Here is a 14,266-nt window from a genome sequence, read left to right as displayed (position 1 = left end):
GCGCGCCTACGTTCGTGTGTCACTGACCGTCCCGCGGAAGACCGAGAGGACCCGATGAGCACGCACCCTGCGATACGGACCGAAGATCTCGTCAAGAACTTCGGGAACACTCCCGCCGTGCGGGGTGTGAGCCTTGAGGTTCCGACCGGCACGGTCCTCGGACTGCTCGGCCCCAACGGCGCCGGCAAGACCACCATCGTCCGCATGCTGTCCACGCTCGTGAAGCCGGACGGCGGCCGCGCCCTCGTGCACGGCTACGACACCGCCACCCAGTCCCGCGAGGTGCGCTCGCTGATCGGCATGACCGGTCAGTACGCCGCCGTGGACGAGGACATCTCCGGGTGGGAGAACCTGTACCTCATCGGCCGGCTGCTCAACATGGGCCGCAAGGAGGCCCGTTCCGCCGCCGACGCCATGCTGGAGCGCTTCCGGCTGACCGACGCCGCGCACCGCCCCGTCGGCGGCTACTCCGGCGGCATGCGGCGCCGGCTCGACCTCTCCGCCTCCCTGATGGGCGAGCCCCGGGTGCTCTTCCTCGACGAGCCGACCACCGGACTCGACCCGCACAGCCGCAACGAGCTGTGGGACGAGGTGCGCACCCTCGCCCGGAAGGGCGCCACGGTGCTCCTCACCACCCAGTACATGGAGGAGGCCGAGGCCCTCGCCGACGCGATCGTGGTCATCGACCACGGCCGGGTCATCGCCTCGGGGACCAGCACCGGACTGCGCGAGCGGATCGGCGGACCGGTGCTGCGGATCACCCCGGAGCGCCCCGCCGACCTCACCGCCGTACGCACCGCCCTGGTCTCGGCCGGGCTGCGCCCCGCCACCGGCGACCGCGACACCGAGCGGGTCTCCCTGCCGCTGAGCGCCGGCGGGCACGAACTGACCTCCGCGATCCGGGTGCTCGGCGAGGCCGGCCTCCCGCTCGCCGGGGTCGACACCCATGTACCCAGCCTGGACGAGGTGTTCCTGACCCTCACCGGGAACGCCGGGGCGGGCACACCGTCCGACCGGTCCGCCACGCACGACGAACTGACGAGGAGTGCGGCATGAGCGTCGCCCTGTCCGCGACCGGGATGTCCGGACCGCAGGAGACCGTGCGCCATTCGCTGGCCATCTGCCGGCGCAATCTGCGCAAGGTGCTGAGCAGTCCGGGGCAGGTCCTCGACGCCACGCTGATGCCGGTGATCTTCGCCCTGATCTTCGTGTACGTCTTCGGCGGCGCGATCTCCGGCAGCAGCGGCGCCTACAAGCAGTACGTGATGCCCGGCATCATGGCGCTGACCACGACCATCGCCTCCCGCACCTCCGGCACCACCCTGAACGTGGACTTCACCACCGGGGTGATGGACCGCTTCCGCTCCCTGCCGATGGCCCGCTCCGCGGTCCTGACGGGCCGGATCCTCGCCGACACGATCCGGATGCTCGTCTCCCTGCTGACGGTCTTCGGCTTCGCGCTCCTCATCGGCTTCCGGGTGCACACCGGACCGCTCCAGGCCCTCGCCGCGATCGGGCTGATCCTGCTGTACGGGGTCGCCCTGTCCTGGCTGCACGCCCTGATCGGACTGACCGCCCGCTCCATCGAGACGGTGCAGAGCGTCGGCATGCTGGCGATGGTCCCGCTCCAGTTCGGCAGCTCCATCTTCGCCGCGCCCGGCACCATGCCGGGGTGGCTGGGCTTCCTCGTCCAGCACAACCCGATGTCCGCGGTGGTGGACTCCGCCCGCAACCTGATGCTGGGCGGTCCGGTCGCCGGCCATGTGATCACCGCGCTGGCCTGGAGCGTCGGCATGATGGCGATCCTCGTCCCGCTCTCCGTCCGGCAGTACCGGAACCGGAAGTGACCGGCCCGTCCGGCGGCACCGCCGCCCGTTCGCCCTGGCTGCGCGCCCCGGCCACCGCCTCCGGCGCCCCGGTCCGCCTGGTGTGCTTCCCGCACGCCGGCGGCGCCGCCAGTTTCTTCCGGAACTGGCCGGGGCTGATCGGCCCGGCCGCCGAGGTGTACGCCGTCCGCTACCCCGGCCGCGAGGACCGGATCGCGGAACCGCTCGCCCGGACCATGGAGGAGCTGACCGAACCGCTCGCCGACGCGCTCGCCCCGCTCCTCGACCGGCCGGTGGTCTTCTTCGGCCACAGCATGGGCGCCTCCGTCGCGTACGAGACGGCGCTGCGGCTGGCGGACCGGGGCGCCGGCACCCCGGCCGCACTGCTGGTCTCCGGCCGCGCCGCGCCCCACCGGCTCGTCCGCAACGGGCTCTCCGAACAGGACGACGACGCCCTCGTCGCCGACGTCCGCCGGCGCGGCGGTCCGCTGGCCGAGGCGCTGGACCACCCCGATCTGCTGGACCTCGTCCTGCCGGCCATCCGCTCCGACTACGCCCTGCTCGACGACTACGCCCCGCGGGCCCGGCCGCGGGCCCTCGACATCCCGGTCACCGCCTACTACGGCGCACACGACCCGCACGTCGCCCCCGACGCCGTACACGCCTGGTCCGAGATCTCCCCGGACCGCTTCACCGCGCGCGGCTTCGACGGCGGCCACTTCTACCTCGTGCCGCACGCCACCGCCCTCACCGAGGACGTGGCCGCCCGGCTCACCGCTGTGACACCCCGCCCCCACAAGGAAAGGACCCGTTGATGACTGCGACGGCCCCCGTGGTCGAAGCCCGCGGACTCACCAAGAAGTACCGTGGCAAGACCGCCGTACGGGATCTCAGCTTCACCATCAGTCCCGGCAAGGTCACCGGCTTCCTCGGCCCCAACGGCGCCGGCAAGTCGACCACCATGCGCCTGCTGCTGGGCCTGGACCGGCCCGACAGCGGCACCGCCACCATCGGCGGCAGGCCCTACGCCGAACTCACCAGCCCGCTGCGCACCGTCGGCGCCCTGCTGGAGGCCAAGGCCGTCCACAAGGGCCGCAGCGCCTACAACCACCTGCGTTTCCTCGCCCTGACCCAGGGCCTGCCGCTGACCCGGGTCGACGAGGTGCTGGAGCGGGTCGGGCTCACCGAGGTCCGCAAGGCCCGCGCCGGCGGCTTCTCGCTCGGCATGGGCCAGCGCCTGGGCATCGCCGCAGCCCTCCTCGGCGACCCGCAGATCCTCCTGCTCGACGAGCCGGTCAACGGCCTCGACCCGGAGGGCGTGCTCTGGATCCGCAATCTGATGAAGTCCCTGGCCGAGGAGGGCCGGACCGTCTTCGTCTCCAGCCACCTGATGAACGAAATGGCCGTCACCGCCGACCACCTCGTCGTCATCGGGCGGGGCACCCTGCTCGCCGACTGCCCCGTCTCCGAGTTCATCGAGGCCAACTCGACCTCCTCGGTGCTGGTCCGCACCCCGGACGCCGTCCGGCTCGCCGACCTCGTCACGGCGGCCGGCGGCGACGTCACCGCCGGACCCGACGAACTCGTGATCACCGGCGTCGACACCGCGCGGATCGCCGGGATCGCCGCCGAGCACCGCATCGTCGTCCTCGAACTCACCCCGCAGCGCGCCTCCCTGGAGGAGGCGTTCATGCGCATGACCAGCGACAGCGTCGAGTACGGAGACACCACGCCTTCCAGGAGCGCCGCATGACCACCGCCCTCGTCACCCCCACGGCCCCGCTCACCGCGCGCGGCGGCGGCTTCACCGGACTGCTGCGCGCCGAATGGATCAAGCTGACCTCGGTCCGCTCCACCCTGTGGACGCTGGCCCTGATGACCGCCACCGCCATCGGCGTCTCGGTCCTCATCTCCGCGATCACCGCCGCGCAGTGGAAGGACTCCTCCCCGGCCGACCGCCAGGGCATCGTGGAGGACCCGGTCGGCACCATCTTCGGGGCCCTCGGCCTCGCCGAACTCGTGATCTGCGTCCTCGGCGTCCTCGTCGTCACCAGCGAGTACTCCACCGGCACGATCCGGGCCAGCGTCCTGGCCGTACCGCGCCGCTCGCCCATGCTGGTCGCCAAGGCGCTGGTCTTCGCGGCCATGGCCCTGGTGGTCGGCGAGATCGCCTCGTTCGCCTCGTTCTTCTCCGGCGCCGCGCTGCTGCGCGACCACGTCACCGTCACGCTGGACGCCCCGGGCGTGCTGCGGGCCGTCGCCGGAACGGGGCTGTTCCTGGCCGCGATGAGCCTGGTCGCGCTCGGTGTGGGCGCGCTCGTCCGCCACACCGCGGGGGCGATCGCCGGCGTCATCGGCTTCGTGCTGGTGCTCTCGCCGCTCGCCTCCACCCTGCCGGGCACGGTGGGCAAGCACCTCTCCGCGTACCTGCCGACCAACGCGGGCCAGCTCATCGTCTTCGCCCGCCCCGACCCGGAGGCGCTGCTCTCGCCCTGGCAGGGCCTGGCCGTCTGCGCCCTGTGGGGCGTGGCGCTGCTCACCGCCGCCGCGGTCCTGCTGAAGCGGCGCGACGTCTGAGCCACCCCCCCGGCACCACGGGAAGGGCCCCGGACTTCGGTCCGGGGCCCTTCCCTTGCGTCCGCGTCCCGCGCGGTGCCCGTGCTATTCGGCCGCGTCCTCCAGGAGCCGCTGGATGGCCACCACCCGCGCGGAGACCTCGGCCAGCTCGGCCCGCAGGCCCTCCTGCTCGGCCGTGGCCCTCCGGGCGGACCGGCTCCGCTCCCCGGCCCGGTCCGACGTGAACCAGAACAGGCCCGCGAGTACCAGGATCGTACTGCTCAGCATGATCGAACTCGCGATGACAGCACTCGCGGCGGAATTCACGGTCTCGCCTCCTTGGGGGCACTCTGCCCAGTCGTCGGAATTTCTTTCCCCCTGTTGTCCCAATGCTAGTGAAAGGAAGCGCCCGCGAACAGGTGGGTTTTCCTTATAATTTCGGACAAGAAAAGGGCGGAGAAATGCATTCGAGCCGCCCCGATTCACCGGTCGGGGCGGCTCGTATTCATGAGCGAAAAGAATAGGGCGGAGAATTCCGGTCAGGCGGCGGGCTCCATGGCGTACCGGGCGGTCGCGCCGGCCCAGCGGTCCAGCACCGCGGCCGCGGCCCCCGAGTCGACGGAGCGGGCGGCCCGCTCCAGCGCGGGCGCCAGCCGCTCCGCCACCGTGCGGCCCCCGGACGGCTCGGCCGCCGCCAGCGCGGCGGCGGCGGAGAGCAGCACCGCGTTCCGCACCGGCCCGGACCCGCCCGCCAGCACCCGGCGGGCGACCCCGGCGTTGAACGCCGCGTCCGCCCCGCGCAGCGCCTCGGCGGAGGCGTACGGGAGGCCGAGGTCGCGCGGGTCGAAGCTCTCCCGGCGTACGGCACCGTCCTCGACGCTCAGCACGGTCGACGTGGTGGTGACGGTCAGTTCGTCGAGCCCGTCGTCGCCCCGGAAGACCAGCGCCGTGGACCCGCGCCGGGCCAGCACGCCCGCGATCAGCGGCAGCAGCCGGGCATCGGCCACGCCCACGGCCAGGGCCGTCGGGGAGGCCGGATTGGTGAGCGGTCCCAGCGCGTTGAAGACCGTGGGGACGCCGAGTTCGCGGCGGGCGCCGGCCGCGTGCCGCATCGCCGGATGGAAGTCCGGGGCGAAGCAGAACGTGATGCCGACCTCGGCGACCAGGGCGGCCACCCGCTCCGGGGCGAGCCGCAGGGTCACACCGAGCCGTTCCAGCACATCGGCGGAGCCGCAGGCGGAACTGGAGGCGCGGTTGCCGTGCTTGACGACGGGCACGCCCGCGCCCGCCACGACGAGCGCGGACATGGTCGAGATGTTGACGGTGTGGGCGCCGTCGCCACCGGTGCCGACGACGTCGACGCACGGTCCCGGCACCTCGATGCGCACGGCGTGGGCGAGCATCCCGTCGACGAGCCCTTCCAGCTCGTGCACGGTCTCGCCCTTGGCGCGCAGGGCGACCAGCAGGCCCGCGATCTGGGCGGGCGACGCCTCGCCCCGCATGACGCGGTCCATCATCCAGGAGGCGTCCGCGCCCGTCAGATCGCGCCCGTTCATGGTGGCGTGGAGCAGCCGTGGCCAGGTGGGCGGGTGGATGCGTGTGAGTGAAGCGGTTCCAGCGGTCACTGGATCTCCCTGTGGGATCAGCGGCGGGCCGGGCCCGCGGTCAGTTCCAGTCCTCGTCCGCGGGCGTCACGATCACCGAGGACGACAGGGAAGCGGCCGTCGGCGCACCGGCGTGGGTACCGGCCGCGGCCGTACCGGCCTGGACGGCGGTCAGCAGGGCCGTCGCGCCGATCAGGGCGGCGGTGGTGCACTTGATGCGGGTACCCCAGGTGCGCTGCATGGTCGTTCCCTCTCCCGTGGACCGGACTCCGCCGACGTGCGGATCTCTTGTCGGGATGAACCGTAGGAAGACCGGGCTTCGAGGCGCTATTGACCGGGTTTCAAGCGCCGCGCCGAACGATATCGGCCGTGCTCAGAGGGGGTGCGGCCGTCAGGAGTCGGTGCGGCCGAGGTCGTCCAGGAGCTGGTGGGCGCGCTCCTGCCAGCGCGGTGCGCCGACCTGGCTGAACAGCGCCTCGGCCGCCGTCAGGCAGTCCCGGGCCTCCGCGGTGCGGCCGCCGCGCCGGGCGGTCTCGCCCAGGGCCAGGCCGATCATGCCCTCCACGAGCGGGCTGTCCACGCGCTGCGCGATGTCGAGCGCGTCCAGCAGGGTGATCTCCGCGAGCTGGAGCGAGCCGGCGCCGAACCGGGTCTGGCCGAGCCCCAGCAGGGCGTAGGCGAGCCCGACCATGTCGGACTTCTCCTTGACGATCATCACCACCCGCAGGAAGGTCTCCTCGGCGGGCTCCCAGCGCTCCAGGGCGAGATGCGCGCAGGCCACCCGGTACGCCGACTGGGCGAGGTTGCGCTCCCCGCCCTCCCCGATGCTCTCGGAGACCCGCACCGCTTCGAGCCCCCGCTCCAGGGCGGTGTCCGGCCGGTCCCGCTCCAGTTCCAGCTGGGCCATCCCACTGAAGGCGTACGCCTCCGAGGAGAGGTCGCCGTGCGCCCGGAAGACGGGCAGCGCCTCCTCCAGGCGCTCCATCGCGGCGCCGACGTCGCCCCGGATCCGGTCGATGACCGCCAGGCTCTTCAGCACCAGGGCCCGGCCCAGCTCCTGACCGACCGTCCCGTACAGCTCCAGCGCGGTCCCGAGGTGCTTCTCCGCGTCGTCCAGCTTGCGCAGCCGCAGATCGGCGGCGCCCAGGCTGTGCGCCATCGCGGCCCGGCCCAGCACGTCACCACAGGCGCGGGCGGCCTCCAGCGCCTGTTCGGCACAGGCCCGCCAGTCGTCGATGTAGTTACGGGTCTCGAAGAGCACCGTCATCGACAGCGTCAGGTCCCAGGCCAGTTCCGCCAGCCCCATCCGGGCGGCCTGGCCGACCGCCGCGACCAGCGGCAGCCGCTCGGCCTCGTACCACTCCAGGGGCTGGGCGAGCAGCGCCTCCCGGAGCCCGGGATCGGTGGGGCGGCGCGGCGCCCGGCCGTGCACGATGCTGAAGTCGCCCCCGTACTCCCGGCGGTGGGCCTCCTCGGCCAGGGTGAGGCAGGTGCGGAAGACCCGCTCGCAGGCGGCCAGCCGGTCGGCCTCGGCCTCCTCCTCCTGGGCGCGTTCGCGGGCGTAGAGGCGCAGCAGGTTCTGGAAGCGGTAGCGGAGCTGGCCGGTGGCGTCGGTGCCGATGACTTCGAGGAACTGCGCGTCGACCAGGTGCTCGATGAGCCGTTCGGCCTCCAGGTCGTCGATGTCCAGCAGGGCGCCCCCGACCCAGGCGGTGAAGTCCGGCGCGTCCAGCAGGCCGATGCGCCGGTAGAGCCGGGCCGCGTCCAGCGGCAGATAGCGGTAGCTGAGCGCGAACCCCGCGCGCACCTGGGACTCGCCCTGGCTCAGCTCGTCGAGCCTGCGCCGCTCGTCGCTGAGCCGGGCCACCAGATGGCGGACGGTCCAGTGCGGTTTGGAGGCGAGCCGGGCCGCCGCGATCCGCAGGGCGAGCGGCAGCCGGTCGCACAGTTCGGCGAGCCGGACGGAATCGCTCCGCACGGCGTCGATCTTGGCGGTGCCCACCACATGGCCCAGCAGCCGGAGGGCCTCCGGCTCCGACAGGGCGCCGAGATGCACCCGGGCCCGCTGCGGCGAGGTCACCAGCCCCTCCAGCTGCTCCCGGCTGGTGACCAGCACACAGCACTTGCCGCTGCCGGGCAGCAGCGGCCGGATCTGCGCCAGGGTGCGGACGTTGTCGAGGACGATCAGCACGCTGCGGCTGGCCAGCACGCTGCGGTAGAGCGAGACCCGCTCCTCCAGGGCGGCCGGGACCTGCTGGCTGGGCACGCCCAGCGACCGCAGCAGCCGGCCCAGCACCTCGGTCGACGAGGTGGCCTCGTGGTCCTCGTCGTAGGCGCGCAGATCGGCGAAGAGCCGGCCGTCGGGAAAGCGTTCGGCGACCCGGTGGGCCCAGCGCATCGCCAGCCCCGTCTTGCCGACCCCGGCGACGCCGGTGATCAGCCCGACCGGCGTGACGTTCTCCTCGCCCGTCCCGTCCATCAGCGAGTCCAGCGCGGCCAGTTCGTCCTCGCGGCCCGCGAACCCGGGCACGTCCGGCGGGAGTTCCGAGGGGATGATGACGACCTCCTCGACGGCGGGCGCCCGCTGCGGCGCCGGCTCCGCCGGTTCGGCGGCCACCACCGCGAGCGCGGGGTCGTCGGCCAGGACCGCGTCGTGCAGTTCCTGGAGGTCGGGGCCGGGTTCCAGGCCGAGTTCGTCGATGAAGTGGCGCCGGGCGTCGCGGAAGGTCTCCAGCGCCTCCGCGCGGCGGCCCGAGCGGTACTGCGCGAGCATCAGATGGTGCCGGGTCCGCTCCCGCAGGGGGTGTTCGCGGACGACGGCGGTCAGTTCGGGCACCAGCTCCTGGTGGCGGCCGAGTTCCAGCTGTACGAGGGTGGAGTCGTCGAAGACGTTGAGCCGCAGCTCCTCCAGCCGGCCCGCCTCGTCCTCGATCAGCCGTCCGGTCACCCCGGTGAGCGCGGGGCCGCGCCACAGGCCGAGCGCCTGTGCGTAGGCGTGCGCGGCCTCGGCCGTCCGCCCCTCGCCCGCGGCCAGTTCGGCCTCCTGGACGAGGCGGCCGAAGTCCACCGCGTCGATGTCGTGGCCGGTGGTGTTCAGCTGGTAGCCCGGGTGGGCGGTGGCGATGATCTCCTCGCCGGCCCCCTGGGAGCGGAAGGTCTTGCGGAGCGCCGCGATGCAGATCGCGATCTGGGTCCGGGCGGTCGCGGGCGGGCGGCCGTTCCAGACGACGTCCACCATGGTGTCGACGGAGACGACGCGGTCGGGGCTGAGAAGGAGGAGCGCGAGGATCGTGCGCTGGCGTGCGCCCCCGACCGGGACCCGGCTCTCGGCGTCCGCCACCGCCAGTGGTCCCAGAATTCTGAAACTCAGCCGTTCCCCCACGATTCCCCCTGCCGTCTGCCCCGCCCCCCGAGGACATCCGTCGATCACGGTACCCAACCACACGTTCGATCGGGGACCGCGAAAGCCCCGGACAGCGTTCACAGGCTACCGGCGGACCGCTCCGGAGCCCCGGCCCCGGACACATGGCGGACCACCGCGGCGCCGTAGCCGTCGGGCACCGCGACCCGTTCCACGGAGCGGTCCCCGGTGACCCCGGGCCCCGCCGCGCAGCCGCCGCGGATCAGCGCGCGGCGCCCCGCGGCGAGCCGCGCCGCCCGGTGCGCCTCCCGGACGGCGGCCGGATCGCCGCCCTCCGGGAGCCGTACGACGCCCACGCCCACCGTCGTCGTGGACAGGGCGTAGACGACGAGCCCGCCGCACCGCTCCCAGGAGAGCCGCACCGGCCCGCCGTCCCCGCCCGCCGCCGTGCCGTCGTGCCACCGCGCGCACAGCGGGCAGGGCCCGTCCAGGACGGTGATCCGGTCCGGCGAACACCCCAGGTGGGCGGCGGCGAGCAGCCGCAGTCCGCCGCGCACGACGGCCAACGCGCGCCGCTCCGGGCCGGGTTCGAGCCCGGCGTACGCCCGGCGCTCGCCCGCCGTGAGCGCGGCGGCCCCGGCGGCCTCCTCGGCCGGCCCCTGCTCCGGCAGGAGCAGCGTCCACACCCGTGCCCCCTCCGGCGCGCGGCGGCACTGCTCCGGGGGCGCGGTGAGGTCCAGCGCGGCGGCGGGGAGCCGGGCGCGGTCCGCGGTCCGTCCCCGCCACGGCGGCCGGGACGGGAGGGGCAGCGGCCGGCTCGCCCGCATCCGCTCGGGGGTCCAGGCGTACGGAGGCGTGGCGGCGGGCCCGTTCCCGGGGTCCGGTTCGTCCCGCATCGCGCTCCCTCCGTACTCCTCCACCGTACGACCGCGGCTCCCCCGGCCTTCGAGGCGTCAGGGCCGGGCCGCGGTCAACTGCTCCATCAGATCGGCGAACGCGGCGGTCCGGTCGTCGAACTGCGGCGAGATCGCCGTGCCGCCGGGGATGCCCTGACTGGTCAGTCCGGCGACGTATCCGCTGCCGGTCGCCGGATCGTAGTCGAGCATCCAGGGACCGCCGCTCGCCCCGCCCGTGATGTTGGGGCAGTCGGTGTGCCACAGGTTCTCGGGCGGCGGCACGGGCAGGATCAGGTCCTCGCAGAGTTCCTGGTGCTCCCCGTCGTAGGGCGTGCCGGAGTAGCCGATGAGGGCGATCGGCTCACCGGTGCGGACGTCGTCCTTGGTGACCAGGGTCTGGCCGCCGACCGCCTCGCCGAGCCGCTGGCCCCGGCTGTTGTCCTCGGTGATGACCATGCCGTAGTCGTGCTCGGGGTCGGACTCGGAACCGCTGGACCACAGGGAGTCCGTGGCGATGTTCCACGCCTCGAACAGCCCGTACGCACCGGGCCCGTTGTCGTAGGCCGGGACGAAGACGATGTTCTTCATCCAGCCGCCGTCCGGGCCCTCGTGCAGACAGTGCGCGGCGGTCAGCACGAGCATCTGCGAGGCGGTGTCGACCGCCGTGCCCGTGCAGTGCGACGGGGTCCCGTCCGGGTGGTTGAAGAGCAGATAGCCGACGGTCTCGGACAGCGCCCCCTCCGCGACGGCCGCCGTGGCGGCGCCGCGCCGCGCGGACCCGGCCGCCGTGTCCGCCTCACCGTCGCCGATCGCCTCGCGCATCCGCTCGGGCGTCCAGTACGCCCGCAGCGCGGACCGTTGCGCGTCGCGGCCGGGGCCCGCGCCGGGCACGTCGATCGGGGCCCGGGTGACCGCCATGATCCCGTCACCGGCGGCCTGCGCGGACGGGGCGGCCGTCAGCGAGGCGAGGACGGCGCCGAGGGCGAGGAGCAGCCCCCCGATCCGCCGTCGGTTCCCGGTCCGGGTCCGGGTCCGTGGCCTTCTCTCCCGGTGCGGTCCGTTGCTGCTCCGTTCGGGCATGCGTGCATCCCTTTCCCTGGAAGCCTGCGCACGCAGAGCGCTGCGTGCGTCAGGCGACGCTAGGGAGGGGCGGCTTCGGACGCTTATCGTCCGGGCTTCGCCGGACGCCGCCGGGGCGCGGGGCCCGGTGCGCGGGGGTCAGCGCCGTCCGCGCCGGGCCTCGCGGACCCGGCGCAGCCGGTTCACCGTCACCGGGTCGGCCGCGAGGGCGCGGCGGTCGTCCAGGAGCGCGTTGAGCAGCTGGTAGTAGCGGGTCGGGGAGATGCCGAGCTGCTCCCGGATCGCCCGTTCCTTGGCCCCCGGGCCGGTCCAGGAGCGCCGCTCGACCGCGAGCACCGCGAGGTCGCGCTCGGAGAGCGGGTCCGCGGGCTCGTCGGGGCCGTTCGGGGGGAGGGCGGTCATATCAGCCAATATATTGCGCGGGACCGACACCGCCACGGCGGCCGGGGAGCGCCCCTACTCCGCCTTCTCGGCGGTGGTCGCCTCCTGCGCGATGTGTTCGAGAACCAGTCCGGGGGTGGCTCCGGGGTCCACCGCCTTGCCGATGTTCTCCTTGATCGACTCGCTGGCCTTCGCCCAGGACGTCTTGCCGAAGGGGTAGAACTCCGCGCTGGACAGCGTGGCCAGGAACTGGTGCAGCGGCTTGTACTGCGGGTCGTCCTCCATCGCGGCCGAGGCGCTGTCGGTGACCGGCAGCATGTCGTACGTGTCGGCGAACTCGATGACGTTCTTGTCGGTGAACAGGAAGTCGAAGAACTTCCCGATCTCGACCCGGTGGTCGTTCTGCTTGAACCCCATGATCCAGTCGGCGACGCCCATCGAGGTCTTGGTGGGCCCGTTCGCGCCGGGCAGCTTCACCATGCCGACGTGCACGCCCTTCTTCTCGGCGTCCTCCATCAGCGTGGGGTGGCCGTTGAGCATGCCGACCTGGCCCTTGCCGAAGGCCTCGAAGGCCTTGGCCCGGTTGAGCTTGCGGGGGGCGACGGGGCCGGTGAGGCCCTTGTCGACCAGGTTCTCCTTCAGCCAGCCGAAGGTGCGGACGTTCTCGGGCGAGTCGATGGTGTACGTGCCGACGTCGTCGGTGTAGCCACCGCCGCCGCTGAGCACCCACTGCAGGGTCTCGGCCTGGGACTCCTCCGGACCGAGCGGCAGGGCGAACGGGTAGCGCACCCCGCGGCCCTTGAGCGCGGCGGCGTCGGCGGCTATGTCGCCCCAGGTCTTCGGGGCGGTCAGCCCGGCCTGGGAGAAGAGGTCCTTGTTGTAGAAGAGCAGCCGGGTGCTGGCGACGAACGGCAGGCCGTACTGGACGCGGTCGACCCGGCCGGCGTCGGCGAGCTTGGGCAGGAAGTTCGCCTGGGTGGGGATGGAGAGCATCTGGTCCGCGGAGTAGAGCTTGCCGGCCTTGGCGTAGTCGGCGTACGCGCCGATCTGGGCGATGTCGGGGGCCTGGCCGGACGCCACCATCTCGGAGACCTTGCGGTCGATGTCCGTCCACGGCAGGACGGTCACCTGGACCTTGATGCCGGGGTGGGAGGCCTCGAAGCTCCGGGCGACGCCGTTCCAGTAGGTGTCGGACTTGTCCGCCTCGCCGGTGCCGTAGTCGGCCGCGACCACCTTCAGCGTGACGTCCTCGTCCGGATCCCCGCCCGAGCAGCTCGTCAGGGTGGCCGCCATCCCCAGTGCGGCGAGCGCCGCTGTCAGTCCCGTATAACGCCGCTGCACAGCCAAGTCCGTCCTCATTGTTTGCGCCACCCGGCAGGATCACGCCACCCGCGGCGCCCACCTCGTCGTGGAGCCCTCCGGATGAGCTGCGATTTTGCACCACCCCGCCCCAGGAGGTCTACACCACTTCGATATCGCTTCCGCAAAGCGGGGGCATTGCACGCGGCGCGCGGCGGCTGCTAAGGAGGTCCCGGCCCTGTCGTCAGATTCCCCCTCCGAGGAGCCGTCCAGCATGTCCCGTACCGCATCGGAAATCGCCACCCAGCCCGCGAGCTGGCGGCGTGCCGCCCAGGCGGGCGCGGCCTTCGAGGGGCTGCCGCGCCCCGGTGAGCGCGTCGCCGTCACCGGCTGCGGCACCTCGTGGTTCATGGCGATCGCCTACGCCGCGCTGCGGGAGGCGGCCGGACAGGGCGAGACGGACGCCTACGCCTCCTCGGAGTTCCCCACCGGACGGACGTACGACCGGGTCGTGGCGATCACCCGCTCGGGCACGACCAGCGAGGTGCTGGCCCTGCTGGCACAGGTGCGCGGGCGGACGGCGACGGTCGCGCTGACGGCGGACCCGGCGACCCCGGTCATGACGGCGGCCGACACGGTGGCCGTACTGGACTGGGCGGACGAGGAATCGGTCGTCCAGACCCGGTTCGCCACCACCGCGCTGGCCTTCCTGCGCGCCGGACTCGAAGCGGCCGGACCGCTGCCGGCCGGGGTGAAGACGGTCGCGGAGGCGGCGGTGGACGCGGAGCTGGCGGTGGCCGAACCGCTGGACGAGGCGGTGGTCTCGGCCGAGCAGTGGACCTTCCTGGGGCGCGGCTGGACGTACGGGCTGGCGCTGGAGGCCGGGCTGAAGATGCGCGAGGCGGCGGGCGCCTGGACCGAGTCGTATCCGGCGATGGAGTACCGCCACGGACCGATCGCGATCACCGGGCCGCACCGCGTCGCCTGGGTGCTGGGCCCGCTGCCGGACGGGCTGGCCGGCGAGGTGGCGGGGGTCGGCGGCACGCTGGTGGCCCACCGGACGGCGGACCCGATGGCCGATCTCGTCCGGATCCAGCGGCTCGCGGTGACGCTCGCCGAGGCGAAGGGGTACGACCCGGACCATCCGCGCAACCTCTCGCGCAGCGTCATCCTGCCGGGGTAGTGCGCGGGCGCTCACGCGGTGTGATCGCGCCGGGTGGGCGCCACTCTTTTGTATGGATGCGCAACAAACAGCGCTAGTGG

General features: G+C 73.1%; 14 protein-coding genes. 6 read left to right on the top strand and 8 right to left on the bottom strand.

The features are described 5' to 3' along the window. Positions 1–54 precede the first annotated feature (54 nt). From ACZ4FH_RS23835 to ACZ4FH_RS23815, 5 genes are read left to right on the top strand one after another with little or no spacing between them, the layout of a single operon-like run. Complete coding sequence (locus ACZ4FH_RS23835; RefSeq protein WP_467307190.1) at positions 55–1,056, top strand: ATP-binding cassette domain-containing protein; 1,002 nt, start codon at positions 55–57, stop codon at positions 1,054–1,056. Next, on the top strand, positions 1,053–1,847 hold the full coding sequence (locus ACZ4FH_RS23830; RefSeq protein ID WP_467307188.1) for an ABC transporter permease: 795 nt from the start codon (positions 1,053–1,055) through the stop codon (positions 1,845–1,847). The genes ACZ4FH_RS23835 and ACZ4FH_RS23830 overlap by 4 nt, the downstream gene beginning before the upstream one ends. Beyond that, positions 1,844–2,641 carry a thioesterase II family protein gene (locus tag ACZ4FH_RS23825; RefSeq protein ID WP_467307187.1) on the top strand — a complete coding sequence of 266 codons (798 nt, stop codon included), beginning with the start codon at positions 1,844–1,846 and terminating at the stop codon, positions 2,639–2,641. The genes ACZ4FH_RS23830 and ACZ4FH_RS23825 overlap by 4 nt, the downstream gene beginning before the upstream one ends. Positions 2,642–2,658: 17 nt before the next feature. After that, positions 2,659–3,579: an ABC transporter ATP-binding protein gene (locus tag ACZ4FH_RS23820; protein ID WP_467307295.1), complete on the top strand. Its 921-nt coding sequence runs from the start codon at positions 2,659–2,661 to the stop codon at positions 3,577–3,579. Further along, the gene (locus tag ACZ4FH_RS23815; protein ID WP_467307186.1) at positions 3,576–4,403 is read left to right on the top strand and encodes an ABC transporter permease; all 828 of its coding nucleotides are present in this window, start codon (positions 3,576–3,578) and stop codon (positions 4,401–4,403) included. The genes ACZ4FH_RS23820 and ACZ4FH_RS23815 overlap by 4 nt, the downstream gene beginning before the upstream one ends. Before the next feature lie 84 nt (positions 4,404–4,487). On the opposite strand, the gene ACZ4FH_RS23810 is transcribed toward ACZ4FH_RS23815, so the two are convergent. The 8 genes from ACZ4FH_RS23810 to ACZ4FH_RS23775 all read right to left on the bottom strand — a co-directional run bounded on the left by ACZ4FH_RS23810 (position 4,488) and on the right by ACZ4FH_RS23775 (position 13,045). Then, positions 4,488–4,709: a hypothetical protein gene (locus tag ACZ4FH_RS23810; RefSeq protein WP_467307184.1), complete on the bottom strand. Its 222-nt coding sequence runs from the start codon at positions 4,707–4,709 to the stop codon at positions 4,488–4,490. A 212-nt stretch (positions 4,710–4,921) separates the two neighbouring features. Further along, a complete protein-coding gene (trpD, locus tag ACZ4FH_RS23805) occupies positions 4,922–5,938 on the bottom strand; it encodes an anthranilate phosphoribosyltransferase (protein ID WP_467307293.1) in 1,017 nt (338 codons plus the stop codon). A gap of 109 nt (positions 5,939–6,047) precedes the next feature. Further along, positions 6,048–6,227: a hypothetical protein gene (locus ACZ4FH_RS23800; RefSeq protein WP_467307182.1), complete on the bottom strand. Its 180-nt coding sequence runs from the start codon at positions 6,225–6,227 to the stop codon at positions 6,048–6,050. A 150-nt stretch (positions 6,228–6,377) separates the two neighbouring features. After that, a complete protein-coding gene (locus ACZ4FH_RS23795; protein ID WP_467307181.1) occupies positions 6,378–9,326 on the bottom strand; it encodes an AfsR/SARP family transcriptional regulator in 2,949 nt (982 codons plus the stop codon). Between the two features lie 140 nt (positions 9,327–9,466). Next, positions 9,467–10,243 (bottom strand): hypothetical protein, encoded by a 777-nt coding sequence (locus ACZ4FH_RS23790; protein ID WP_467307180.1) that lies wholly within the window; start codon positions 10,241–10,243, stop codon positions 9,467–9,469. A 57-nt stretch (positions 10,244–10,300) separates the two neighbouring features. Next, a complete protein-coding gene (locus tag ACZ4FH_RS23785; protein WP_467307179.1) occupies positions 10,301–11,323 on the bottom strand; it encodes a trypsin-like serine peptidase in 1,023 nt (340 codons plus the stop codon). A gap of 138 nt (positions 11,324–11,461) precedes the next feature. Then, the gene (locus tag ACZ4FH_RS23780) at positions 11,462–11,725 is read right to left on the bottom strand and encodes a DUF3263 domain-containing protein (RefSeq protein ID WP_467307177.1); all 264 of its coding nucleotides are present in this window, start codon (positions 11,723–11,725) and stop codon (positions 11,462–11,464) included. 54 nt (positions 11,726–11,779) lie between these two features. Further along, positions 11,780–13,045, bottom strand: coding sequence for an ABC transporter substrate-binding protein (locus ACZ4FH_RS23775; protein WP_467307291.1), 1,266 nt, complete (start codon positions 13,043–13,045; stop codon positions 11,780–11,782). 232 nt (positions 13,046–13,277) lie between these two features. Between ACZ4FH_RS23775 and ACZ4FH_RS23770 the strand changes: the two genes are divergently transcribed. Further along, complete coding sequence (locus ACZ4FH_RS23770) at positions 13,278–14,186, top strand: SIS domain-containing protein (RefSeq protein ID WP_385109389.1); 909 nt, start codon at positions 13,278–13,280, stop codon at positions 14,184–14,186. The last annotated feature ends 80 nt before the right edge of the window (positions 14,187–14,266 follow it).

It is taken from the genome of Streptomyces sp. NPDC024555, assembly GCF_055559335.1.
The sequence above is the reverse complement of the archived record's forward strand: the minus strand, read 5'-3'. Positions and strand labels throughout refer to the sequence as shown.

Coding starts and splice junctions, on each gene's coding strand:
- ACZ4FH_RS23835 (WP_467307190.1), top strand. CDS start 55: ATGAGCACGCACCCTGCGATACGGACCGAAGATCTCGTCAAGAACTTC.
- ACZ4FH_RS23830 (WP_467307188.1), top strand. CDS start 1,053: ATGAGCGTCGCCCTGTCCGCGACCGGGATGTCCGGACCGCAGGAGACC.
- ACZ4FH_RS23815 (WP_467307186.1), top strand. CDS start 3,576: ATGACCACCGCCCTCGTCACCCCCACGGCCCCGCTCACCGCGCGCGGC.
- trpD (WP_467307293.1), bottom strand. CDS start 5,938: ATGAACGGGCGCGATCTGACGGGCGCGGACGCCTCCTGGATGATGGAC.
- ACZ4FH_RS23800 (WP_467307182.1), bottom strand. CDS start 6,227: ATGCAGCGCACCTGGGGTACCCGCATCAAGTGCACCACCGCCGCCCTG.
- ACZ4FH_RS23790 (WP_467307180.1), bottom strand. CDS start 10,243: ATGCGGGACGAACCGGACCCCGGGAACGGGCCCGCCGCCACGCCTCCG.
- ACZ4FH_RS23785 (WP_467307179.1), bottom strand. CDS start 11,323: ATGCCCGAACGGAGCAGCAACGGACCGCACCGGGAGAGAAGGCCACGG.
- ACZ4FH_RS23780 (WP_467307177.1), bottom strand. CDS start 11,725: ATGACCGCCCTCCCCCCGAACGGCCCCGACGAGCCCGCGGACCCGCTC.
- ACZ4FH_RS23770 (WP_385109389.1), top strand. CDS start 13,278: ATGTCCCGTACCGCATCGGAAATCGCCACCCAGCCCGCGAGCTGGCGG.